Consider the following 22704-nt stretch of genomic DNA (forward strand, 5'->3'; position numbering starts at 1 on the left):
GGGGAGATCGTGGCGTTGGGGAAGCATGGTGGGGTGTCGGTGGAGCGGTTGCAGCGGCGGATGAGTCTGCGGCATCCGGCGGCGGTGGCGGAGGCGGCGGAGGCGATGCCGGCGCAGTTGGTGGTGTACGACATCCTGCACTTGGGGGAGCCGGTGTTGCATGCGCCGTACACGGCGCGGCGGGCGTTGCTGGATGATCTGGGGGTGTCGGGGCCGCATGTGGTGGTGCCGCCGTACTGGCCGGCGATGGCGAGTGAGGCGTTGCACTACATCCGTCAGGAGGGGTACGACGGTGTGGTGGCGAAGCGGCTGACCAGCACGTACCTTCCGGGTCGCCGCAGCCGTGACTGGATCAAGGTCAAGAACCTCCACGCCGACGACTCCTGACCCCCACCCGGGCCGCCGCGACCGGTGACCGCCGGGCCCGGGGCGCCCCACACACCTCCCGGGCCCGGCCCGTCCGTGGTCACCGCCGACGGGTGATCGTCTTGTGCTCGACGTAGCCGGTCAGGCCCACCGACCCGTACTCGCGGCCGATGCCGCTGGCCTTGTAGCCGCCGAACGGGCCGTCGAAGCTCATCGGGGAGCCGTTCAGGGTGACGGTCCCGGTGCGCAGCCGGCGGGCGACCGCCAGCGCACGCTCGGGGCTCGTGGTCCAGACGCCCCCCGACAGGCCGTAGTCGGAGTCGTTGGCGATCCGCACCGCGTCGTCCTCGTCGTCGTAGGCGATCACGACCAGCACGGGGCCGAAGATCTCCTCCCGGGCGATGCGCATGCCGTTGTCGACGTCGGCGAAGACGGTGGGGGTGACGTAGTTGCCCTCCTCCAGCCCCCGCGGCACCTCGGGCCCGCCGGTCACCAGGCGGGCGCCCTCCTCGACGCCCAGCTTGATGTAGTCGATCACGCGCTGCTGCTGGTCACGGCGGATCATGGGGCCGATGAAGGTGTCCGGCTCGGAGGGGTCGCCGACCTTCAGCGACTCCACCATCTCCTTCAGGGCCGTGACGACCTCCTCGTAGCGGCTGCGCGGCGCCAGGATCCGGGTCTGCAGGATGCAGGCCTCGCCGTTGTTCGCCAGGGAGCCGAAGCGCAGCCCCTGCATCACGGCGGGGAGGTCGGCGTCGTCGAGGATCACGGCCGCGGACTTGCCGCCCAGTTCGAGGCTGACCCGCTTGAGCTGCTCGCCGGCGATCGAGGCGATGCGCCGTCCGGCGCGGGTCGAGCCGGTGAAGGCGATCTTGTCGACGTCCGGGTGCGAGACGAGGTGCTCGCTGGTCTCCCGGTCCGCCGGGAGGACGCTGAGCACGCCCTCGGGGAGGCCCGCCTCGTGGAAGAGGTCCGCCAGCAGCATCATGCTCAGCGAGTTCTCCGGGGAGACCTTCAGGACCACGGTGTTGCCGGCCAGCAGGGCCGGGGTCAGCTTGGCCGTGGCCGCGGAGAAGGGCGAGTTCCACGGGATGACCGCGGCGACCACGCCGATCGCCTCGCGCCTGACCACGGTGTCGAAGGCCACCGAGGGGTCGGAGGGTTCGAGGACCTCCTCCCAGCCGAGTTCGGCGGCGGCCTTGAGGTAGGCGTCGACCTGGCGGGTCAGGAACGGCTGACCGGCCTTGGTGAACCAGCCCGCCGAACCGTTCTCGGCGGATATGGTCGCGGCGATCTCGTCGGCACGGGCCTCGCGCAGCGCGTTGACCCGGCGGATCACCTCCTGCCGCTCCTTGGGGTCGGTGCGCGGCCACGGCCCGTTGTCGAAGGCCTCACGCGCCGCGGCGACGGCCGCGTCCACGTCCGCATCGGACGCCTGGGCCACCCGGCCGAGGAGGGACTGGTCGTGGGGGGAGCGGATCTCGAGGAGGAGGTCAGGGTCGCTGGGGGTCACCCAGGAGCCGCCGATGAAGAGCCTGTCGCGAAGGGTCATCAGTCACTTCTTCCAGTTGCGGGGGCAAGGCAAGGGCAAGGGCAAAGCCGGGGCGGGGGCAGGCGGGTGCGGGGTCACGCGGAGGCGGGAGCGACCGGGTGGTCCGTGGAGCGGCTGAGGTGCGCCCACGTCCTGGCCTCCGTCAGACGTGCCTCCTCCGCGTCCAGTGCGATCTCCAGCGCGTCGCTGCCGAGCAGCAGGCGGCGCGGGGGCTCCTCGGCGCCGACGACGTCGACGATCGCCCGGGCCATGCGGGCCGGGTCGCCGGGCTCGTTGCCGCTGTAGGCCGCGAACCGCTCCTGCCACTGCCCGACGGTCTGCTGGTAGTCGGCACCGATCGGGCCCGAGGTCAGCGCGGCGCCGGCGGCCCAGCCGGTGCGGATGCCGCCCGGCTCCACGATGGTCACCTTGATGCCGAGCGGGGCCACCTCGTTCGCCAGGACCTCGGAGAAGCCCGCGACCGCGAACTTGGCGGTCTGGTACGCACTGAGGCCGGGCGTGCCGCCGACCCGGCCGCCGATGGACGAGATCTGCACGAAGTGCCCGGAACGCCGGCCGCGCAGGACGGGCAGCGCCGCCCGCGTCACGTTGACGACCCCGAAGAGGTTCGCCTCGATCTGGGCCCGGAACTCGTCCTCCGGGAAGTCCTCCACCGAGCCGTTGGTCGCGTAGCCCGCGTTGTTGACCACGACGTCGAGGCCGCCGAAGCGATCGACCACCGCCGCGACCACCTGCCGGGCCTCCGCGGGCGAGGTGACGTCCAGCGCGAGGCTCTGGAACCGCTCGGGGTGTGCCGCCGCCAGCTCCGCCAGCGCCTCCGGTTTGCGCGAGGTCACCACGACCCGGTCGCCCGCCTCCAGCGCCGCGACCGCGAGGGCCTTCCCGAGGCCCTGGGAACCACCGGTGATCAGCCACGTACGTGTCATGGAACGTTCCTCCTGTCCTGCGACGAGCGCTCTCGGGCCGAGGGGCGGATCCGAGGTCACTGTCGAAGCTCTTCGATTAACTGCAACACCAATGTAGCACTATGCGTGCCCGATGCAGCGGGTGTGATGGTGATGTACGTCTAACTGCGACTCGCTGATACCATGACGCCATCATGAGAGCCGACGCCGCACGTAACCTCGCCGTGGTCCTGCGCACCGGGGCCCGGCTGCTGGCCGAGGACCCCGGCACCTCGATGTCGGCCATCGCCACTGCGGCGGGGGTGGACCGGACGACCGTCCACCGCCGCTTCGCCACGCGCGAAGCCCTGCTCAACGCCGTCTTCCACGCGAAACTCGACTCCGCCGAGCGCGTCCTCGACGAGGCGCGGCTCATGGAGGCGCCCGTCGGTGTGGCCCTCCACCGCTACGTGGAGGGGATCGTCCCCGTCAGCCGCGAGTGGCCCGTCGACACGCGCCGCATGATGCGGCAGGACCCCGAGGCCGACCGCCGGCGTGCGGAGCAGAGCGCGCGGCTGGACGCCTTCCTGCGGCGCGCCGCGGAGGAGGGTCATCTGCGCCCCGACGCCTCCCCGGAGTGGGTGAGGGCGGTCCTCGACCAACTGGTGGACACCGTCGCCCACCGCTTTCCCGACGTGGAGCCCCCGCGGGCGGCCGACCTCGTGGTGGACACGTTCCTCAACGGCTTCGGCCGCTCCTGATCCCTGCGACGGCCGGGACCGCCGCGGTCACAGTCCGAGGGCGATGGCGGTGCGGGTGAGTTCGGCGGTGCTGTAGATGCCGAGCTTGGCGCGGATGCGGCGGAGGTAGGCGTCGACGGTGTGCTTGGACAGTCCCATGTGGCGGGCGGTCTGGAGGTAGGTGCGGCCCGCGGCGATGTGGCGGAGGGTCTCGCGTTCGCGGGGGGCGAGTTCGGGGACGTCGCCGCTGGTCTCGGCGGTGTCGGCGTCGGGGCTGGCGTCGGCCTGGGGCGTGGCGGGTGCGGAGCTCATGGGGTGTCCTTCGGCGGTTCGGCGGCTGCGGTCCCTGCTCACGCCCTCGGAAGCAGGAGGTCGATGTCCGATTAGGGCGTTTTGCCCTCTATAAACCACCTTCGCGCTGCGACGTCATGACCCCGTCCGCCGACTGTCACAGACGTGTCACGCCATGCCCCGCGGGGCCGGACGGCCGCCGGCCCGCCAACACCCCTGCCCACGAGGGAAGTTGCCCGGCCGGTCAGTCGAGGGGCGGAACGGCGTCCACGTCGAACGGCTCCGGGAGCGGCAGGCAGGCGTCGGGGTCGGGCAGCTGCTGCGCCGTCCAGATGCACTTGCCGTTCGGGGTGTAGCGGGTGCCCCACCGCTGGGACAGGGAGGCGACGAGCTGGAGGCCCCGGCCCCCCTCGTCCGTCTCGGAGGCGTGGCGGATGCGGGGCATCGTCAGGCTGTCGTCGGAGACCTCGCAGACCAGGTCGATGTCCCGCAGCAGCCGTAGCGTCATCGGGCCCTTCCCGTGGCGGACGACGTTCCCCACCAGCTCGCTGGCGAGCAGCTCCGTCGTCGGCGTCAGCTCCTCCAGACCCCACGCGGACAACTGCTCCCGCACATGTCCGCGGGCCATCCCCGCCGCCCGCGGGTCCTCGGGGAGCGGCCAGCAGGCGATCCGCTCGGGAGCGAGCGCGTGGACGCGGGCGACGAGGAGCGCGATGTCGTCGCTGGTGGTCCGCCCGACGGGGAGCAGCCCGGAGATGAGGGCGTCGCAGAGCGCCCCCAGGTCCTCGCCGTCCGCGTCGGTCAGCAGGCGCGCCAGGTCGCCCAGGCCCTCGTCGATCTCGCGCTCGGAGGACTCGACCAGCCCGTCGGTGAACAGCACGAGCAGGCTCTCCCGGGGGACCTGCAGCTCGACGCTCTCGAACGGCTGCTCCGCGGCCCCCAGGGGCGGGTTCGGCGCCGCCTTCGGGAAGCGCACGGTCCCGTCGGGATGGACGACCGCGGGCGGGGGGTGCCCGGCGCGTGTGACCGAACAGGTGCCGGTGGTCGAGTCGTAGAGCACGTAGAGGCAGGTGGCGTACGAGTCGGCGCCGAGTCCGCCGACGATGTCGTTGAGGTGCCCCATGATCTCGTCGGGGGGCAGTTCGAGACCGGCCAGCGTGTGGACGGCCGTGCGCAGGCGTCCCATGGTGACCGCCTCGGACAGGCCGTGGCCCATCACGTCGCCGATGACGAAGGCGACCCGGCCGGCGGACAGCGGGATCACGTCGTACCAGTCGCCGCCGACGTCCGCGCCCTGCTCGGTCGGCAGGTAGCGGGCGGCGAGGGTGCACGACGGCAGCCCGGGCAGTTCCTGGGGGAGCAGCGCGCTCTGCAGTTCCCGGGAGCGGGTGTGCTCGGCGTCGTACAGCCGCGCGCGTTCCAGGGCGTGGGCCACCAGCGCGCTGATGGCGCTCAGCAGGGTGCGCTCCTCGTCCGTCAGGCGCCGCGGCTGGTCGAAGGCGACCACGCAGACGCCGAAGGTGAGCCCGGAGGCGGTCAGCGGCAGGAAGGCCCAGGACCCCTTCCCGGTCAGGTGCGGGCGGTCGGCCATGGCCGGGTACCGCGCCGCGTACTCCTCGGCCGAGGAGACGAACACCGGTCCGCTGGTCGAGATGGCGTCCCACACCGGGTCCCTGGCGCCCCGGGGGCGGCCGTGGAGGTTGTCGAGGAAGGCCTGCGGGTAGCCGACGGACCCCACGTTGTAGGCCCTGCCGTCCTCGAGCGCCTGCACCAGCAGCCCGGTGGCGCCGAACGGCGGCAGGACCCGCTGGGCGACGGCGTCCACCACGTCGCGCGAGGTCGTCGCCTTGGCGAGGGCCGCGGTCAGTTCGGCGATCCGGGTCGCGCGTTCGCCCGCCGCCCGCTCGGAGGCGGCGCGCTCGGCCTCGTGCCTGCGCCGGTCGGTGACGTCGGTGAAGTAGAGCGTCACCCCGTCGGGCAGCGGGACCAGCCGGACCTGGTAGCAGGAGCCCGTGTCCGGCATCCGTACGTCGAAGCTCGTGGGCGCCGCTTTGGCGGCTGCCTCCCGGCAGCGCGACTCCAGGCCGGGGATCTGCCGCAGCGACGGCAGCGTCCAGAGCACCCGGCCGAACAGCTCCTCCTCGGAGGAGCCGAGCACGTCCTCGGCCTCCAGGTTGACGAAGGTGATGCGCCAGTCCTCGTCCGCGGAGAGGAAGCCGTCGCTCATGTACCGCAGGGCGCGGCTCAGCGCGTCACGCGCGGACCGCGACTCGTTGCTCTCCCACGCCGTGCCGATCATCCGGTACGGCTCGCCCCTGTCGTCCAGGACCACCTTGGCGCGGGTCTCGGTCCACCCGTAGCTGCCGTCGGGGCGGCGCACCCGGTACTCGGCCTCGAACACGCCCCGGTCCCGGATCGCCCTCTCGGCGGTGGCGAGTGTCCACCGCAGGTCGTCGGGGTGGACGACCTTCATCCAGCTCTCCACCCGGGGCACGAAGTCGGAGGGGTCGGTGCCGTAGACGGCCATGGCCGCGTCGTCCCAGGCGAGTTCGCCGGTGCGGATGTTCCAGTCCCACGTGCCCACCTCGACGGCCTTCAGCGCCTGCCGCAGCCGGCTGCCGCTGGGTTCCTCGTGCGTGGGGCGGGTCGGGGGCGGCGCCTGGTCCACGCGTTCCTGGGCCCAGGCGGTCACCGCCTCGAGGAACCGCCACTGCTCCTCGGTGGGCTCCCCGGCCGAGCCGGTGACGACGGTCAGCGACCCCACCGAGCTCACCCCGTCGGACAGGGCCACGGAGGCCAGCCCGGTGCCGGGCCATCCCTTCGCCGTCCCGGGCCGGCCCGCGCCGGCCGATCCGTCCGCCGCCCACACGCGGCCGCGCCGGCGCACGGCGCGCGCCGGGACCGCCGGGCTCTCCTGGTCGATGATCTCCCAGGGGCGTACGTACCCCGGTGACAGCCCGACCGTGGACACCAGGCGCAGCGCCGACATCGGCCCGCACAGGTGGACCGTGCCGCCCAGCCCGTCCAGCTCGGCGACCGCGTGCTGCAGCGCGAGCCGGAGCACCTCGCCCTCACCGATGCCCTTCTCCACATCGGCGAGGAGCGCCAATCGGTCGTTCACGATGTAAATGTACATTTATGGAGCAAAGCTGGCAGGCGAGGCAGGCCTTACTCCGTGGTGGTCCGGTTCCGCTCGGGCTCCCCGGGGCCGCCGGGGCGTGGGATCCGGCCGGGTCCCTCCTGGACGTGCAGGAGGAAGAGGGCGTTCAGCACGTCGTCCGACATGCCGGCGAGGAGGGCCTCCGGTGTCGTCGCCATCGCGTGCGCGAGGTCGTCGACCAGGTGCGCCAGACCGTCGATGCCGGACTCCTGCGGGCCGGAGGCGGCGTCGGGGCCGGCGGGGTCGTGGGGAACGGCGGCGTGGCGATGGGTGGTCGTCTGGGTGCTCATGAGCGTCTTCCGAACGGGGCGGGGGTGACCGCGGCGGGCGGCCGTGCGAGGTGTGCCGGACACGGCCAAGGCTGCGTCATCGCGGCCGCGCCGGCCACGGAACGCTGTTCCCATGCCTCCCGGTACCAGGCAGGGAACGGGGGAAGCCGTGTCCTGCCCGGTGCGGGCAGGACACGGCCCGCGGTCAGGCGGCTGCTACGCGCTGCGCGACTTCCTTGCCCTTGGTGGCCGCGTCCTCCAGCGCCCGGGTCCACGAGGCCTCGGCCAGCGGGACGAGCTCGGCCATGGCGGGGTTCGACGCCGCCGCGGTCAGTTCGGGGACGATGAAGTCCAGGTCCAGGCCCATGTACTCGCCGAGTATGGACCGCAGGTAGTTCTGGACGTACTCGGAGGACTCCCGCGGGGTGCCCGGAGCGTAGGAGCCGCCGCGGCTGGCGATGACGGTCACCGGCACGCCCTTCACGCTGGAGGTGTCACCGGTCGTGCGGCCGACCATGAGCACGTGGTCGATCCAGCTCTTGAGCGTCGACGGGATCGTGAAGTTGTACATCGGGGCGCCGAGGAGCACGGCGTCGGCCTTCTCCAGTTCCTCGATCAGGGCCAGACGGCCCGCGAAGGCCGCCGCCTGTTCGGGATTGTGCGACGGGGCGTCGACGAAGGCGGCGGAGAAGCCGTGCACGTCGAGGTGGGGGAGCGGGTCCGCGGCGAGGTCGCGGTAGACGACGGTGCCGTCCGGGTGCTGCTCCTGCCATGCGTCGCGGAAGGTCAGCGCGACGGTGCGGGAGCGGGAGCCGGAGCCCGGGTGGAGGGAGGAGTCGAGGTGCAGCAGGGTTGCCATGTGAGTTCCAGGTGCGTCAGACGTGTGCGTGTCCCCGTGGGGCGGCTCCCCGGCGTCATGGCGCCGGGGAGCCCGGTGGCCCGCGTCGCCGGGGGATGCGAGGTGCGGGTCCCACGGCTCCACCGTGGTGCACCCGGGTCCCGCGGGCCAAAGAGGGGATTAGCCGCTAACTTTTGGTAAGTTCCTGGGTGTGGAGCGGCGAACTGCCGCCGGTGGCAAGGGGGTCGAGCCGCGAAGGGGGCGGCCTGCCGCCGCCGTCGCAGGGGCGCCATGGCGCGCCGCAGCGCCGTCCGGCCGGGGTCGACGGCGCGTGTGCGGCGGCACGCCGAAGGCTCCCCGGTCCGGAGGAGTCAGGACGGGGAGCCGGGGCGGTTTTCCACGGAGGGGTGCCGGGGCGCGCGGTGTGCGCGGCGGACGCGCGGCCAACTCATCTCCGGGGCAGCGGAGTTGGTTGTTCCCTCCGATGGCGACCCGGCGCAGGCGCAGGCACGGGTCGGTGAGGTCGGGGGCGGGACGGCGCAGGCGGTGTTCAGGCCTGGGCGGCCGTGTCGCCGGAGCCGGGGGTGTCGAGCGGGCGGCGGTGGGCGCCCATGCCCCGGACGCCGATGGAGGTGATGCGCTCACCGGCGGGCCGGCCGCGGTGCCGTCCGGTACCGGAGGCGGTGGCCGGGGGCTGCAGGCGCCGTACCGCCACGAAGGCGTTGTTGAGCAGGCCGCCGGACTTCGTCGTCGGGATGGGCATGGTGTTCTCCGGGTCTTTCGGTGTGCCGGTGGCGGCACGGGTGGGGGAGAGGCGGGGGCCGGTGCCGGTGCCGGGCCGTGCGAGGACGGGGCGGCTCGGCACCGGAGTGGCTTCCTGCCTGTCGGCGGGGCGTGCGTGGCCCGGCGGGGTGTGCCGGATCCGGTCGCGCCTCAGCGGACGGGCCCGTGGCCGTACGACTGCCAGACGGTCACCCAGTGACCGTGGGACCAGCGGGCCAGGCGGTGGCCGTCGTAGCGGTAGAGCTTGCCGTCGTACCCGTACCAGTACTGCACCTGGTGGTGGCCGTAGTCGTAGTGGTGGCGGGTGACCTCGTCGTTCCAGCGCCGGTCGTCGTTCCCGGCGCGGTCGGCGGACCTGTCCCACGCCGTGCTGCTGACGCTCACGGCCTGCCGGTCCTGGCCGATGGGCCGGGGGGCGGCGGAGGCGGAACCCGTGGCTCCGAGCAGGGCGGTGCCGGCGAGTGCCACCGAGGCGGTGGAGGTGGCGATGATGCGCGTCCACTTGTTCATGACTGGTGTCTCCTTGCTGTGCCCCGGTGTGCGGGGCGTCGGACGACGGTCCGGCCGGGTGGGCCGGTCCCCGTCGTGCGGGGGCGATTCCGTGGTGTTGCCGGGGCGGGGCGCCTGGTTCGCAGGCGCTGGTTCCGCGGGGCCGGCGTCCCTGTGGATCGCTGGTGAATGGAACCTAACAGATGATTGAGGAGGGTCAATCATTTATGGGGTGTGACCATCGCCTCGCGCAAGGAATCAGGGGAAGTGGAATAACGCGGCACAAACGACCGCTTGGGGCGAACTCGTCCGTAGGGGTCGTGGTGGGGCCGTAGCGGGTCGTGGTCCCGAAATCGTTGAAGGTCATGGATTACCCATCGATCACGATGGTTGGCGGCGCGCTATGATGCAGGCATGGCAGTGAACGAGATCGCGGTTGAGGGTGCTGCCGGCGGCGACCCGCTGGAGCAGCTCGGTTTCCTGCTGGCCCGGCACGGCGCCATCGCGAACGGCCGCGTCCAGCGCGCCTTCGCCTCCTGCGGCCTCACACCGCGGGCGGGAGCCACGCTGATGCTGCTCGGCGGGTGCGGATCCATGGGCCAGCAGGGTCTCGTCGCGGCGCTCGAGGTGGATCCCAGCATCATGGTCGCGATCCTCAACGACCTCGAGTCCGCGGAGCTCGTCGAGCGCCGTCGCGACCCGTCCGACCGCCGTCGGCACATCGTCGCCATCACGGACCGGGGGCGCGGCGTGCTGGCCGAGGCCCAGGCGGCGGTGGAAGAGGTCGAGCGGGGGCTCTTCGGGGACTTGTCCCCGGAGGAGGTCACGGCGCTCCGCGGCCTCCTGGCCCGGGTGCGCACCTCGCCGGGCGACGAGCTCTGCACCGAGGAGTGACCCGCGGGCCCGGCCGGCGCCTGTCCGCGCACGGGGACGGGAACAGCACCCCCGGTGGCCGGAGGTGCTGGTGGTTTCGGGTCGGCGGGACGTACGTGACGCTCAGTCGAAGATCACCCCGTTGTTGACGGTGCCGTTGTTGATGTTGGTGGAGTTGTTGTCGCCGACGACGATGATGATGCTGCCGTTGCCATTGGCGTTCGGGCGGTTGCCGCCCTGGTTCCAGCCGCCGTGCCCCCAGCCCCCGTCGTCGTGGCCCCGGCCTCCGCCGTGACCGCCGCCCCGGCCGGACTCCTTCGCGGTGGCCGCGTGCGACTCGGCCGGCGCGGTGGCGGCGAACGCGGTGGTGGGGAGCAGCGCCCCTCCCGCGGCCAGGGTGGCCGCGGCGGTGAGGGTGACGAGGCGCTTGGTGCGGAGGGTGGGGGCCATGGTCGTTGTCCTTCGTGAGCGGGGGTGGAGGGGGTTCCGGTGGTGTCCGGTGGGCCGCCCCTGGGGGGTGGAACCCGATGTCTCCAGTAAGCCGGGTACGGCGCCCGGCGTCATGTCGCTGCAATTCGGGACTTGACAGGAATTTTCGACTCGGGATATAAGACGCGCGGCCGGTCGGCCCTCAGCCGGTGACCATCCCGGCGACCAGGTTGATCGTCGTGGCCAGGATGCTGGTGCCGAAGACGTACGACAGCAGCGAGTGCCGCAGCACCGTCGCACGGATCGCCGGGCTCGAGACGTCCGTGTCGGAGACCTGGTAGGTCATGCCCAGGTTGTAGCTGAAGTAGAAGAAGTCCCGGTACGTCGGCGGGTGCGGGGAGTTGAAGTCGATCCCGCCCGCCGCGGCCGCGTAGTAGAGGTACCCGTAGCGCGCGGCGTACATCAGGTGGAGCGCCGCCCAGGCCATGAACACCCCGCCCAGCGCGGTCGCCGCCGCGGCGTGATCCCTGTCGGTGCCGCCGCGCAGGAGCAGGACGACGATGGCCAGCAGCCCGCACAGGGCCGCGGCGACGACGACCAGCTCCTCGACGACGGGCCGGAAGTCCTCCCGCCGGGCGTTGCGGTGGGTGGCGGTCGCGTCCATCGGCCACAGCACGAACCAGCCCGTCACGACGAAGACCGTCTCCGTCGCCGCGATCCCGGCGAGGACGCCCAGCGACGCGTCCGTCAGGACACCGACGACCACGCCGGTCAGCGCTCCGACGACGATCGCGCCTGCCAGCCGGGGGACCGCGGAGAGCGGCGAACTGGTCCTCATGCCGCATCACGCTACAACCCGGCGTCCGCGGCCCGTGGCAGCGGCACTTGGGATCGTCCGGAGGGTGCAGCGGCGCCCCGGCCCATCGGCACGGGCCGGGGCGCCCGCCCTCAGCCGAACTGGCCGGGCCGGTAGTCGCCCGCGGGCTGGCGGTTGATGACGTTGACGCGGTTGTAGGCGTTGATGACGGCGATGAGGCCGATCAGGGCGACGAGCTGGTCCTCGTCGTAGTGCTTGACGGCGTTCGCCCAGACCTCGTCCGTGACGCCGCCGGCGGCGTCCGCGATGCGCGTGCCCTGCTCGGTGAGTTCCAGGGCGGCGCGCTCGGCCTCGGAGAAGACCGTGGCCTCGCGCCAGGTCGCGACGAGGTTCAGGCGCACCGAGGTCTCACCGGCCGCGGCGGCCTCCTTGGTGTGCATGTCGGCGCAGAAGGCACAGCCGTTGATCTGGCTGGCGCGGATCTTCACCAGCTCCTGGGTCGCGGCCGGCAGTCCCGACTCCGCGGGCAGCTTGCCCGCCGAGTTGAGGTGCTTGAAGAACCTGAGCGCGAGGTCGTTGCCGAACAGGTTCACGCGGGCTTCCATGGTGGGCTCCTCTTGCGTGGTGACGGTTACGCAGCCATGACGGACGGGCCGGCGGAAACGTGACACGGGCACGGATGTGACGCGGGTCCCACCGCGGGTAGCGTCGCCCCATGGCTGACGAGGAATTCCGGGACCCGCGGCTCGCCGCGCTGTACGACGCCCTCGACAACCCCGGCCGCGGCGACCTCGACGCGTACACCGCGTTGGTGCGGGAGTGCGACGCGCGCCGGGTCCTGGACATCGGCTGCGGAACGGGGGTGTTCGCCCTGCGCCTGGCCGGCCTCGGCATCGAGGTCGTCGCCGTCGACCCGGCCGGGGCGGCCCTCGACGTCGCCCGGGCCAAGCCGGGGGGTGAGCGGGTCCGGTGGATCCGCGGTGACGCGACGGCGCTGCCGCCGCTGCGCGTGGACCTGGCGACGATGACGGCCAACGTCGCCCAGGCGATCGACGACCCCGGGGTGTGGCGGGACACCCTGCGGGGGGCGTACGAGGCGCTGCGGCCGGGCGGCCGCCTGGTGTTCGAGACCCGGGACCCGGCGAAGCGCGCATGGGAGGGCTGGAACCGCGAGGCGTCGCACCGGGTGGTGGACGTGCCGGGCACAGGACCGGTGGAGCACTGGGTCGACCTGCTCGACGTCAGCGGGCCGCTGGTGACCTTCCGCTGGACCTACGTCCTGGCCGCCGGCCGGGAGGTGCTGACTTCGACCTCCACCCTCCGGTTCCGGGAGCGGGAGGAGGTCGAGGCGGCGCTCACCGTGCAGGGGTACGACCTCGACGAGGTGCGGGACGCCCCGGACCGGCCCGGCCGGGAGTTCGTCTTCCTCGCGCGCCGTCCGGAGGCGTGACCGGCCGGGCCCGCACGGGCCTGACGCGTACGGCCGCCGGCGGACCGGCGGCCGTACGGGGGAGGGCGTCGCGGAGGATCAGCGCTGCCCGAAGACCTTCTTGCCGGAACCGAGGTCCAGGAAGACCGTCTCGCCGGTGGCGTCGGCCAGGGCGTCGTTGTCGGTCACGGCGTAGACGTGGCCGTCACCGCCCACGCTGAGCCCCTCGAGCTTCTCCTGGGTCCACCCGCTCGTCGCCCGCAGGTCCGGCAGCACGTCGTGGGCGAGCTTCTTGGGGAGCACCTGGAGCGGGCCCGACGGTGCGGCGGACTTCGGCATGTCGACCGTGCACACGCGCTTGATCTTCGCGGCCGGGCCGTTCAGCTTGTCCCGCTCGATCAGGGCGAGCTTGTCGCCGACCGCCGTGATCTCGGACAGGCCGATCCAGTCGCCCGGGGTGTCCGTGGTGCCGATCCGGTAGCCGAACCAGCTCCAGGTGCCCGACCGGACGTCGTAGCGGCCGATCCGGACGACCCCGGCCGGGTCGCCCTTGACCTCGCGCTGCAGTGTGGCCCACACGACCTCGCGGCCGTTGCCGTCGGTGGTGGCGGTGACGCCCTCGAAGCCCTGCTTCGCCAGGCCCGCGGCGACGTCCGCCGGGAGCGTGACGACCTGGCGGGTCACGCCGTCGCGGTCGAGCCGGACCAGCTTGTTGCCGTCGCCGGTCGCACCCTCGACGGCGAGCCAGAAGCCGCCCTGGGGACGGGCGTATATGCCCTCGGCGTCGTAGCCGACCGGCTTGCCGTCGGCGTCCTTGACGGTCAGGGCCCGGGTGATGACCGCCGGCTTCCGCGAGGTGTCGATGGTCATGATCTTGGTGACGGAGTACGCCGCGTCGGTGACCGTGTAGAGCTCGTGCGGCCGGCCGGGGACGGCGGACAGCGCGCCGAGCGCGCCCCAGCCGATCGGCGCGCCGGTGGAGTCCGGGGCCGAGACGATGCCGGGGAAGGACGGGGTGCCCTTGCCCAGCTGGAACAGGCTGACCGAGGCCCGCACGTTGACCGAGGCGTCGTCCTCCTCGCTGGAGACCGCGAGCAGGTCGCGCGACGGGATCGGCAGCAGCCCCTCGGGGCCGTTGGTGGTGGCCAGCATCTGGCGGAAGACCGGGGCGGTCGGCCGGCTGACGTCGTAGACCGCCACGAAGTTGCTGCGCTCGGAGCCGACGAAGGCGTACCGCACGCCGTGGAAGGTGGCGACGACCACGCCCTCCGGCTCGGTGCCCTTCTTGCCCGCGCGGTCCTCGTTGTGCAGGCCGTAGCGCACGGCGAGGCGCTCGAAGCTGTTGCCCGCGTCCCACACGACCTTGCCGGTGCGGCTGTCGAAGACGGTCCAGCCGCGCGTGCCGCCCTTCCAGTCGCCCTCGTTGGCGGTGGCGAAGTAGCGGTCGTCGATCCAGTTGACGGCGTCGGGCTCGCGCCGCACGTCGGTGATCGAGCCGGTCTGGTCGATGACGCCGTCCTTGACGGTGTCGATGCCGTGCACGGTGGCCGTGCCGGCGCTGAAGGCCTTGGTGATCCGGCCCGTCGGCAGGTCCACCAGGACGAGCCCGTTGTTCTCCTGCAGCGTCACCACCAGTTGGTTGCGGCCGTTGACGGCGACGTACTCCGGCTCCGGGTCGGTGGGCTCCACGATCCCGGCGGCGGTCAGCACGGGCAGCGCACCACCGTCGGGCCGGGTCAGCGGCACGGCCCGGGTGCGCCAGTGCTGCGGCGAGGTGCCCTTGAGGTCGACGATCTGCACGAAGCCGGCCGGGGCCTGGGGCAGGTCGCCCTCCTCGCCACCGGGCGGGGTCGCCTCCTCGTCGCGCTCGTTCTCGATCGCGATCGCGGCGTACCGCTTGTCCTTGGTGATGGTGATGGAGTCCGGCTGGCCGCCCAGATCGATGCTGGTGACCCGCTTGCGGTCGCGCAGGGATATGACGTCGAGACGTCCGGAGGGGGTGGAGTAGCCGCTGCTGGTGTTGACCACGACCAGCACGTACCGGCCGACCACTGCCACGGAAGTGGGCTCGTCCTCGGCGTCGCCGAGCTCGGCCAGCGACAGGGTGCCGAGGCCGCGCGGGCTGCCCGGCCTGCCGATGTCGAGGAAGCCGATCCGGCGCGCCAGGGCGTCGGTGTAGACCAGGGTGCGGCCGTCCTCGCTGACCGCCGAGATCTCGGCGACGGTCGCCGTGGCCGGGTCCTCGCCCGCCGGGCGGTTCTGGAAGACCGGGTAGGTGGCGGTGCGCTGGAAGGCCGGCGTCACGTGCGGGTGGTGGGCACTCGCGGGGCTCGCGGCCACCAGCGTGCCGGCAGCGACAGCCGCGGTCGTGAGCGCGGCGTAGGTTCTCTTGGGGAGCATCGTCTCTCCGTTGCGCTACGGTCGGAACGGCGATCATCTCGCCGCCGGACCAGCGCAATCGGGCACCCAGATGAACAAACGACGAAGATCGTCCGGACAGAGTGACCGGAACGCCCCGGTCCGTGCGGGTGCGGGTGCGGGGCCCGGCGGGACGTACCGCGATCCGCACGATGATGACGTACCGTCAGGTCCGGCCGCATGCCGGTGCGGTGGGAGCCGCGGCGGCGGTGGCACGCGGTGACATCGGCCGGAGAACAGGACCGGCTCGCATCGTACGGCGGACCGGTCCTCCGTTCCGGGCGTGGCGTTCGATGCCGCGCCGGAGGGCGTGAAGCTGTCCGGGAGGCGGTCTGGCCTGGTCCGTGGCGCTGTGCTTCCCTGGAAGGGACACTTCAGCAGTCAGCACGGGGGAGCCGGCGGTGATACCCGAGGGCTCCAGCCACGTCCGATCACGCACGCGTCGGCAGGGTCGAGCCACCGTGGGCGGCAAGGGGTACCGGGGGCATTGGTCGATGGAAACGGCACCACGTGACGCGCACGGCGATGTCATGCACCTGCGCATCGAGCCGGAGCGCCTCCGCGCGCTCCCACCGTGCGCACTGGTGAAATCGCTGCTCCGCGTCGTGGAGGACCGGTCGGAGCACGTTCCCGACCCGCACACCGGATTCGATTCCTCGTTGTGACCCCGGGACGGGGGTGAGGGCCCGGCGGGAGGTCGGTGATGGAGGGGACGCGGCCCATCCACGAGTTCGTGGTGAAGGTGCACGGCCTGTGCAACCTCGCCTGCTCGTACTGCTACGTCTACGAACTCCGCGACAGCAGTTGGCAGCGCAAGCCCGCCGTGCTGTCGCGTGCCCTCGCCGAGCGACTGGCCACGCGGATAGCCGAGCACGCCGAGCGCCATCGGCTGCCGTCCGTCCGAGTCGTCCTGCACGGTGGTGAGCCCCTGCTGGCGGGACGGCGGCGGGTCGAGCACCTGCTGCAATCGGTGCGCGAGGCGGCGCACGGAATCACGTCCGTGGAATTTGCCGCACAGACCAACGGGACGCTGCTGAACCCTGGTTGGATGGACCTGTTCCGCCGCTACGGTGTGCGCGTGGGGGTGAGCCTCGACGGAGGCAGGGACGCCAGCGACCGCCACCGGCGCACACGTGGGGGGCAGAGCAGCCACGTTGCTGCCGAGAGGGGGATCGGGCTGTTGCGGCGCGCGGAGAACGCCGGCTTATACGGCGGCCTGCTGTGTACGGTCGACCTCGCCAATGAACCCCTCGGTGTCTACGAGTCGCTGCTGAGCCACCGGCCCCCGGTCATCGACCTGCTGCTCCCGCACGCGACCTGGGAGTTCCCGCCGCCGGGCCACGACCCCGCGACGGCGCCCTACGGCCGGTGGCTGCTCGCGGTCTTCGACCGCTGGTACGCGGCGCCGGTCCGCGAGACCCGGATCCGGATGTTCGAGACGATCATGGATCTGGTGCTCGGCGGCAAGGCGACGGCCGAAGCCGTCGGGCTCGACCGCCCGCCGTTCGTGGTCGTCGACACCGATGGGTCGATCGAACAGCCGGACTCGCTCAAGGCGGCGTACGAAGGCGCCACCGCCATGGGCCTGGACATTGGCGCGGACGACTTCGACACCGCCGCCGACCATCCGCTGCTGCGGGAGCAGGGCCGCGGGCTGAGCTCCCTCTCCCCGGAGTGCCGGGCCTGCGACGTGGTGCGGCTGTGCGGGGGCGGGCTGCGGGCGCACCGCTACCGCCCCTCGAGCGGGTTCGCCAATCCGAGCGTCTACTGCGCCGATCTCAAACTGCTGACCGAGCACATCAGGGACCGGGTCACCGCCGACGTCCGCGCTCTGATCGGAGGGGCGTCATGAGCGCCCCTCCACCGTCCGCCGGGATGGCCGAACGGTCCATGGCGGGTACCCGTCCGGATGAACCTCCGGCGCACCGCGCCGATGGCCGCGCGCCCCGCCGCCCCCGCGGCCGGCCGGGCCGCCCGCCGGGTGCGTCCCCCTTGTCCCCGCAGCGCACGGGCACGCCGAGCAGGCTCCCCGACGGACGGTGCGGAAAGCCTGATCAGGAAGGGGTGACGGTCCCGATGCGCGCCCGTCTGCGGTGCCCGGATGTGGTATTTATCCGCTATTGCTCGAATAGTGATGCCTACGGCGAGCCGTTGGCCCCTATCGAGTCGTCCCCGCTGCCGCGCTCGTTGCGGGGCGTCCCGACATGCGCGACGGAGTCACCATGAGCCGGTTCTACATGAGCCATATCCGCGGGGTCGACGACGAGTGGACGGCGACCTTATTCCGGGACCTCCGCAACGCGGTCGCCGCCCGGACCGGCGAGTCGCCCGAGTCGGTCGGAGTGTGCGGCACGCCCCGGTCACCCGAGGCCACGGTGGAGCGCATGCGCGGTGCGACCACCATGGTGGCGCTCTACACACCGACGTATTTCGGCCAGTCCTACTGTGCCACCGAATGGTCCTACTTCGAACACCGGGCCGAGGTGCTGTGGTCCCGGACGGGACGCAGCGCGGACGCCATCATCCCGGTGGTCTGGGCGCCGGCCACCGAGCCGCTGCCCCCCGTCGTCCGGCGGAAGGGGCCGCTGACCGCCGACTCGACCGCCTACGCCCGTGAAGGACTGCTCCACCTCCTGCGTCTGAAGGCCCGGTACGCCGAGGACTACCGGCTCGTGGTGGCGGCCCTCGCGGACCGGGTGGCGGCCGCCCTCGGGCAGCACCTCCCGGACGCCGCCGGTTTCGACGCCACCGGCAGGCGACAGGGCGCACCGCCCCTCCCGCCGTACCCGGGACACCAGACGGTGAGCTTCGTCGTGGCCGCCGCGGCCGCCGACGACCTGCCGGGGGAACGGACCGCCCGCGAGTACTACGGCACCACGCCCGTCGACTGGTCCCCGTACGCGCCCGGGCGGCCCGGTGAGCTGGCGTCCCTGCTCTGCGACACGGCGGCGGAACTGGACCTCGCCCCCGACGTCCTGGCGCTCGAGGAGAGCACCGTGGAACAGGTGGGCTCAGGACCGCGGCCGGAGGAACTGGTCGTCCTGCTGGTCGACGCCTGGGCGGCCAAGGCGGAGCGGCAGCAGCGCCTGCTGACCTCGCTCGACGCGGCCGTGCCCGAGGGCACCGCCGTGCTGGAACCGCGCAACCAGGACGACACCCAGTCGTGGCAGCACGCCGAGGACCTGGACGCCGCCCTCGACGAGGTGCTGCCCACGCTGCGCGGCCAGGCCACCGAACTGGAGCGCTGGGGACTGCCCGACGAGGAGAAGTTCACCGCCGCGCTCCGCAAGGCCCTGGTCCGCGCCCAGAACGACGCCATGAAGTCCGCACAGGTCGCTCAGCGCCTGCCCACGCCCACAGGCGGCCTCGACTCGTTCCCCCTGCTCGGAAGGTCTTCCTCATGACGCACGACTCGGGCGGTCCCGGCGCCCAGGGGCCCGGCACCGTAGTGACGTTCTACTCGTTCAAGGGCGGTACGGGCCGTACCATGGCCATGGCGAACGTCGCCTGGATCCTGGCCACGAACGGCAAACGGGTCCTGGTCATGGACTGGGACCTGGAGGCGCCGGGTCTGCACCGCTACTTCGCCCCCTTCCTGCGGGACCCCGAACTGAGCTCCACGCCGGGCGTGATCGACCTCGTCCGCGAATTCGAGCGGATGAGCCCGCACCTGACGGACGGACTGCGGACGTACGCACGCGTCGACCGCCACGCGCACTCGCTGGAGTGCTCCTTCCCCGGCGGCGGCTTCATCGAGTTCGTCTCCTCGGGCCGCCGCACCCCGGAGTACTCCGAGAACGTCAACACCTACGACTGGCGCGGCTTCTACGAGAACCGGAACGGGAAGGCGTTCCTGCACGCCCTGCGCGAGGACATGCAGGCGGGCTACGACTACGCGCTGATCGACAGCCGCACGGGCTTCAGCGACACCTCGGGCATCACCACGCTCCTGCTGCCCGACGTCCTGGTGAACTGCTTCACCTTCAACGTCCAGTCCGTCGACGGCGGCGCGAACGTCGCGCGCGACGTCCGCAGGTTCGCCCCCCATGTGACGATCCTGCCGGTCCCGATGCGCGTCGACCCCGCCGAGCAGGACCGGCTGGACACCGCCCGGCAGCACGCGCGCAGCCGCTTCCAGGAGTTCCTCGACGAATCCGCGCACCCGGACCCGGACCGGTACTGGGGTGACATCGAGATCCCCTACCGCCCCTACTACGCCTACGAAGAGGTCCTGGCGACCCTGAAGGACCCGATCCGCAACCAGGGCACGCTGCTCGCCGCCTACGAACGCCTCACATCCGTCATCACGCGCGGCGAGGTGACCGCGATCGGGCACATGGCGGAGGAGCAGCGGGCGTCGCTGGTCAAGCGGTTCGACCGGGTGCCCGTGGCCGGCGCGGCCACCCCGCGGGTCCGCATCGACCACGCCCTGCGCGACCGGCTGTGGGCCGAGTGGATCGCCGACCAGCTCAAGGCGGCGGGCGTGACGGTGACACTGCGCCCCAGCAGCGCCACCGCGATGGCGCCCGTCCCCGCGACCGCCGCGGACACCGTCCTGGCGCTGCTGTCACCGGACTTCGTGAACACCAACGTCGCGGAGGAACTGGTCACCCTGGTCGAGGCCGCCGACCGCCGCGGCGACGGTCCGAGGATCCTCGGCCTGCGGACCCGCGAGTTCCAGACCCCGACGGCGCTGGCGAGCCTCCCCGGGTTCTCCCTGGTCGGGATGACGGCCGCGACGGCGCTGGAGCGGGTGACCGCGCTCATCGGGGTGCCGGCCCTCAACGAGCCCGTCGCGGGCCGCACCCGGTACCCGGGCGAGGCCCCCTCGACGTTCAAGGCCCCGCCCCGGTACAACCTGTTCACCGGCCGGGACCAGGAGCTGGACAAGTTCTGGGACGACCTCGGCCAGGACTCCCTGGACGACGTGCACACCCCCGCGGACCGCCTCTTCCTCTACGGGCTCGGCGGCATGGGCAAGACGCAGATCGCCCTGGAGTACGTCCACCGCTTCGGTGCCCAGTACGACCTGGTGCACTGGATCCCGGCGGAGCAGACCGACCTGATCCCGCAGAGCCTGGCGAACCTGGGCGTCCAGCTGGGCGTCCAGGGCGAGACCGCCGAGGACCTGGCCATGGCGACCCTGGCCGAGCTGGAGAGCGGCAGGCGGGGCAAGTGGCTGCTGGTCTACGACAACGCGGCGAACGACGAGGAGACCCGCCAGAGCGGCCGCCGGCTCGAGGACTACCTGCCCTCCAACGGGCCGGGGCACGTCATCATCACCGCGCGGGAGTCCGACAGCGGCCCCGCCACCGTCGAAGTGGGCGTCTTCCGGCGGGCGGAGAGCGTCGCGCTGCTCCGGCGCCGCGTGGAGAACCTGACCCGTCAGGACGCGGACCGGATCGCCGAGGAACTCGGCGACCTGCCCATGGCCGTGGAACTCGCCGCGGCGTGGCTCCGGGAGACCGGGATGCCGGTGGACACCTACCTGGAACAGGTGCGCAGCCGCGTCGGTGAAGTGCTGAGCGCCGGCCCCGCGGGGGAGTTCGAGCGGCAGACCCAACTGCCCGCCGTCTGGCGGCTGTCCGTGGAGCGGCTGCGCGCGGAGCGGCCCGCGGCGGTCCGCCTGCTGGAACTGTGCTCGTTCTTCTCACCCGAGCCGATCGCGGACTCCCTGCTCTACAGCGACGGCATGCGCAACGAGCTGGCGCAGTCCGACTCCGCGCTCCGCGACCCGATGATCATGGGCTACCTCATCCGCGATCTGAGCAGGTACGCCCTCGCCCGCCTGGAGGGACGCTCGCTGCAGGTGCACCGGCTCCTGCAGGCCCTGGTCCGCGAGTGGATGGCGGTGGACCCCGAAGCCCTGGTGCGTACCCGCGGCCAGGCCCACCTCGTGCTGGCCAGCGCGCTCCCCTCGCCCTCGCAGGGGGAGGACCACCCTGCGTCGCTCCAGCGTTTCGCGGAGCTCCGCCCGCACCTCGAACCGTCCGGAGCCATCGAGAGCGTCGACCCGCAGGTCGGCGAGTGGGTGGTGAGCCAGGTCCGCAACCTGTGGCTGGTCAAGGACCACCTGGCGGCGATCGGTCTGGGGCGCCGGGCCCTGGACGCGTGGACCGCGAACCGTGGTGCCGACGACCCGCTCACCCTGCGTCTGGCGGCTCAGCTGGCCAACCCGCTCCGCTCGATGGGCCGTTACGCCGAGGCCTTCGAACTGGACTCGGACACCCTGCGCAGGCAGCGCGAGCACCCGGCGCTCGGTCTCGCCCACCCGCACACCCTCATCACCGCCCGCAACGTCGGCGCCGACCTGAACGGTCTGGGCCGCTACGCGGAGGCCTGCGAGTCCGACGCGGACACCCTGGACCGGTACCGCCGGTCGGTGGGGAACGACCACCCGGACACGCTCCGCGCCATCAACAACTACGGCGTGTCGCTGAACCTCATCGGACGCCCCCGTGAGGCGCTGGCACTCGCCGAGGAGGCGTACCAGACGGCCCGTCAGGTGCTGGGGGTCAGGAGCCCCGCCTGCTCGCGCTACGCGCTCGGTGCCGCCCTGGACCGCCGCGAGATGGGCGACTACCAGGGCTCGCTCGAACTGCTGCTGGAGACCAGGCAGCACTACGTCGCCCTGTCCGGGGAGCACTCGCCCGAGGTGATGCGCACCGACGCCTCGCTCTCCGTGACCCGTCGCCGGCTCGGCGAGTTCCGGGCGGCCGAGGCCCTGTCCCGGACGACGTACGACCAGTACCGGCGCCGGTACGGCGAGCGGCACCCGGAGACGCTGGCCTGCGCGGCGAACCTCAGTTGCGACCTGCTCGCGCTGGCCGGCACGCAGGGCGACCCCTCCTTCGACGAGGGCCGGGAGATCGCCGAGCGGAACCACGCGAACTACCACACGACGCTGGGCGCCGAGCATCCGTTCACGCTCGCCGCGGCGACCAACCTGATCATCGCCCGCAGGCTGGGCGGCGAACCGCTGGCCGCCCTCGACCTGGGGCGTCCGACGCTCGCCGCGCTCGAACGGCGCGTGAGCGGCGGGCATCCGGCGGCGGTCGCCTGCCGGGCCGACGTGGCGGGGGTCCTCGTCCAGCTGGAGAGGTACGACGAGGCGGTGGCGGAGGACGAGCGCGCGCACCGCGAGTTCCTGTCCCTCTTCGGCGACCGGCACCCCCGCGTGCTCTGCGGTGAGTACAACCTCGCGGTCGACCGGATGCGCGTCGGCGACCCCGGAGCGGAGGACCGCGTGCGGGAGATCACGCGCCGGTCCGCCGCCCGGTTCGGGGACACGCATCCCACGACCGTCGCCATGAGGGAACAGCGGCGCATCGACTTCGAGCTGGAGATGCCGCCGATCTGACCCGGC

General features: G+C 72.4%; 19 protein-coding genes. 7 read left to right on the forward strand and 12 right to left on the reverse strand.

The annotated features are described in order from the left end of the window. On the forward strand, nt 1–387 hold a 387-nt coding region (locus ACFV3E_RS27640; RefSeq protein ID WP_500537108.1), incomplete at its 5' end, for an ATP-dependent DNA ligase. 79 nt (nt 388–466) lie between these two features. Here ACFV3E_RS27640 and ACFV3E_RS27645 read toward each other — a convergent pair. Both ACFV3E_RS27645 and ACFV3E_RS27650 read right to left on the reverse strand, forming a co-directional pair. Next, nucleotides 467–1918 (reverse strand): aldehyde dehydrogenase, encoded by a 1452-nt coding sequence (locus ACFV3E_RS27645; protein WP_500537109.1) that lies wholly within the window; start codon nt 1916–1918, stop codon nt 467–469. Nucleotides 1919–1992: 74 nt separating this feature from the next. Next, the gene (locus ACFV3E_RS27650) at nt 1993–2844 is read right to left on the reverse strand and encodes an oxidoreductase (RefSeq protein ID WP_500537110.1); all 852 of its coding nucleotides are present in this window, start codon (nt 2842–2844) and stop codon (nt 1993–1995) included. 173 nt (nt 2845–3017) lie between these two features. Between ACFV3E_RS27650 and ACFV3E_RS27655 the strand changes: the two genes are divergently transcribed. Further along, nucleotides 3018–3563: a TetR/AcrR family transcriptional regulator gene (locus ACFV3E_RS27655; RefSeq protein ID WP_500537111.1), complete on the forward strand. Its 546-nt coding sequence runs from the start codon at nt 3018–3020 to the stop codon at nt 3561–3563. Nucleotides 3564–3590: 27 nt separating this feature from the next. Here ACFV3E_RS27655 and ACFV3E_RS27660 read toward each other — a convergent pair whose 3' ends face one another. From ACFV3E_RS27660 to ACFV3E_RS27685, 6 genes are all read right to left on the reverse strand, one after another. After that, the gene (locus ACFV3E_RS27660) at nt 3591–3854 is read right to left on the reverse strand and encodes a response regulator transcription factor (protein WP_500537112.1); all 264 of its coding nucleotides are present in this window, start codon (nt 3852–3854) and stop codon (nt 3591–3593) included. Between the two features lie 223 nt (nt 3855–4077). Next, complete coding sequence (locus ACFV3E_RS27665; RefSeq protein WP_500537113.1) at nt 4078–6954, reverse strand: SpoIIE family protein phosphatase; 2877 nt, start codon at nt 6952–6954, stop codon at nt 4078–4080. Nucleotides 6955–7001: 47 nt separating this feature from the next. Next, nucleotides 7002–7283: a hypothetical protein gene (locus ACFV3E_RS27670; protein WP_500537114.1), complete on the reverse strand. Its 282-nt coding sequence runs from the start codon at nt 7281–7283 to the stop codon at nt 7002–7004. Between the two features lie 184 nt (nt 7284–7467). Further along, nucleotides 7468–8121, reverse strand: coding sequence for an FMN-dependent NADH-azoreductase (locus tag ACFV3E_RS27675; RefSeq protein ID WP_500537115.1), 654 nt, complete (start codon nt 8119–8121; stop codon nt 7468–7470). A 529-nt stretch (nt 8122–8650) separates the two neighbouring features. After that, nucleotides 8651–8965 carry a hypothetical protein gene (locus tag ACFV3E_RS27680; protein ID WP_500537116.1) on the reverse strand — a complete coding sequence of 105 codons (315 nt, stop codon included), beginning with the start codon at nt 8963–8965 and terminating at the stop codon, nt 8651–8653. Between the two features lie 68 nt (nt 8966–9033). Beyond that, on the reverse strand, nt 9034–9393 hold the full coding sequence (locus tag ACFV3E_RS27685; protein ID WP_500537117.1) for a hypothetical protein: 360 nt from the start codon (nt 9391–9393) through the stop codon (nt 9034–9036). Between the two features lie 393 nt (nt 9394–9786). Here ACFV3E_RS27685 and ACFV3E_RS27690 point away from each other — a divergent pair, with 393 nt between their 5' ends. Next, nucleotides 9787–10266, forward strand: a complete 480-nt coding sequence (locus tag ACFV3E_RS27690; RefSeq protein WP_500362856.1) for a MarR family winged helix-turn-helix transcriptional regulator — start codon at nt 9787–9789, stop codon at nt 10264–10266. Between the two features lie 102 nt (nt 10267–10368). Here ACFV3E_RS27690 and ACFV3E_RS27695 read toward each other — a convergent pair whose 3' ends face one another. The 3 genes from ACFV3E_RS27695 to ACFV3E_RS27705 all read right to left on the reverse strand — a co-directional run bounded on the left by ACFV3E_RS27695 (nt 10369) and on the right by ACFV3E_RS27705 (nt 12096). Further along, the gene (locus tag ACFV3E_RS27695) at nt 10369–10695 is read right to left on the reverse strand and encodes a hypothetical protein (RefSeq protein ID WP_500537118.1); all 327 of its coding nucleotides are present in this window, start codon (nt 10693–10695) and stop codon (nt 10369–10371) included. Nucleotides 10696–10876: 181 nt separating this feature from the next. Continuing rightward, nucleotides 10877–11512, reverse strand: a complete 636-nt coding sequence (locus tag ACFV3E_RS27700) for a DUF1345 domain-containing protein (RefSeq protein ID WP_500537119.1) — start codon at nt 11510–11512, stop codon at nt 10877–10879. Between the two features lie 110 nt (nt 11513–11622). Beyond that, complete coding sequence (locus ACFV3E_RS27705; RefSeq protein WP_500362850.1) at nt 11623–12096, reverse strand: carboxymuconolactone decarboxylase family protein; 474 nt, start codon at nt 12094–12096, stop codon at nt 11623–11625. Nucleotides 12097–12206: 110 nt separating this feature from the next. Between ACFV3E_RS27705 and ACFV3E_RS27710 the strand changes: the two genes are divergently transcribed. Continuing rightward, nucleotides 12207–12941, forward strand: coding sequence for a class I SAM-dependent methyltransferase (locus tag ACFV3E_RS27710; RefSeq protein WP_500537120.1), 735 nt, complete (start codon nt 12207–12209; stop codon nt 12939–12941). Nucleotides 12942–13019: 78 nt separating this feature from the next. Here ACFV3E_RS27710 and ACFV3E_RS27715 read toward each other — a convergent pair whose 3' ends face one another. After that, the gene (locus tag ACFV3E_RS27715) at nt 13020–15320 is read right to left on the reverse strand and encodes an esterase-like activity of phytase family protein (RefSeq protein ID WP_500537121.1); all 2301 of its coding nucleotides are present in this window, start codon (nt 15318–15320) and stop codon (nt 13020–13022) included. A 721-nt stretch (nt 15321–16041) separates the two neighbouring features. On the opposite strand from ACFV3E_RS27715, the gene ACFV3E_RS27720 reads away from it, so the two are divergent. The 3 genes from ACFV3E_RS27720 to fxsT all read left to right on the forward strand — a co-directional run bounded on the left by ACFV3E_RS27720 (nt 16042) and on the right by fxsT (nt 22698). Then, nucleotides 16042–17190, forward strand: coding sequence for an FxsB family cyclophane-forming radical SAM/SPASM peptide maturase (locus tag ACFV3E_RS27720; protein ID WP_500537122.1), 1149 nt, complete (start codon nt 16042–16044; stop codon nt 17188–17190). Between the two features lie 370 nt (nt 17191–17560). Further along, nucleotides 17561–18742 (forward strand): FxsC protein, encoded by a 1182-nt coding sequence (fsxC, locus tag ACFV3E_RS27725; protein ID WP_500537123.1) that lies wholly within the window; start codon nt 17561–17563, stop codon nt 18740–18742. Then, nucleotides 18739–22698, forward strand: a complete 3960-nt coding sequence (fxsT, locus tag ACFV3E_RS27730; protein WP_500537124.1) for an FxSxx-COOH system tetratricopeptide repeat protein — start codon at nt 18739–18741, stop codon at nt 22696–22698. The genes fsxC and fxsT overlap by 4 nt, the downstream gene beginning before the upstream one ends. Nucleotides 22699–22704: the final 6 nt, after the last annotated feature.

Origin of the sequence: Streptomyces sp. NPDC059718, from assembly GCF_042733315.1 — a bacterium.
In the GTDB taxonomy this organism is placed as follows: Bacteria; Actinomycetota; Actinomycetes; order Streptomycetales; family Streptomycetaceae; genus Actinacidiphila.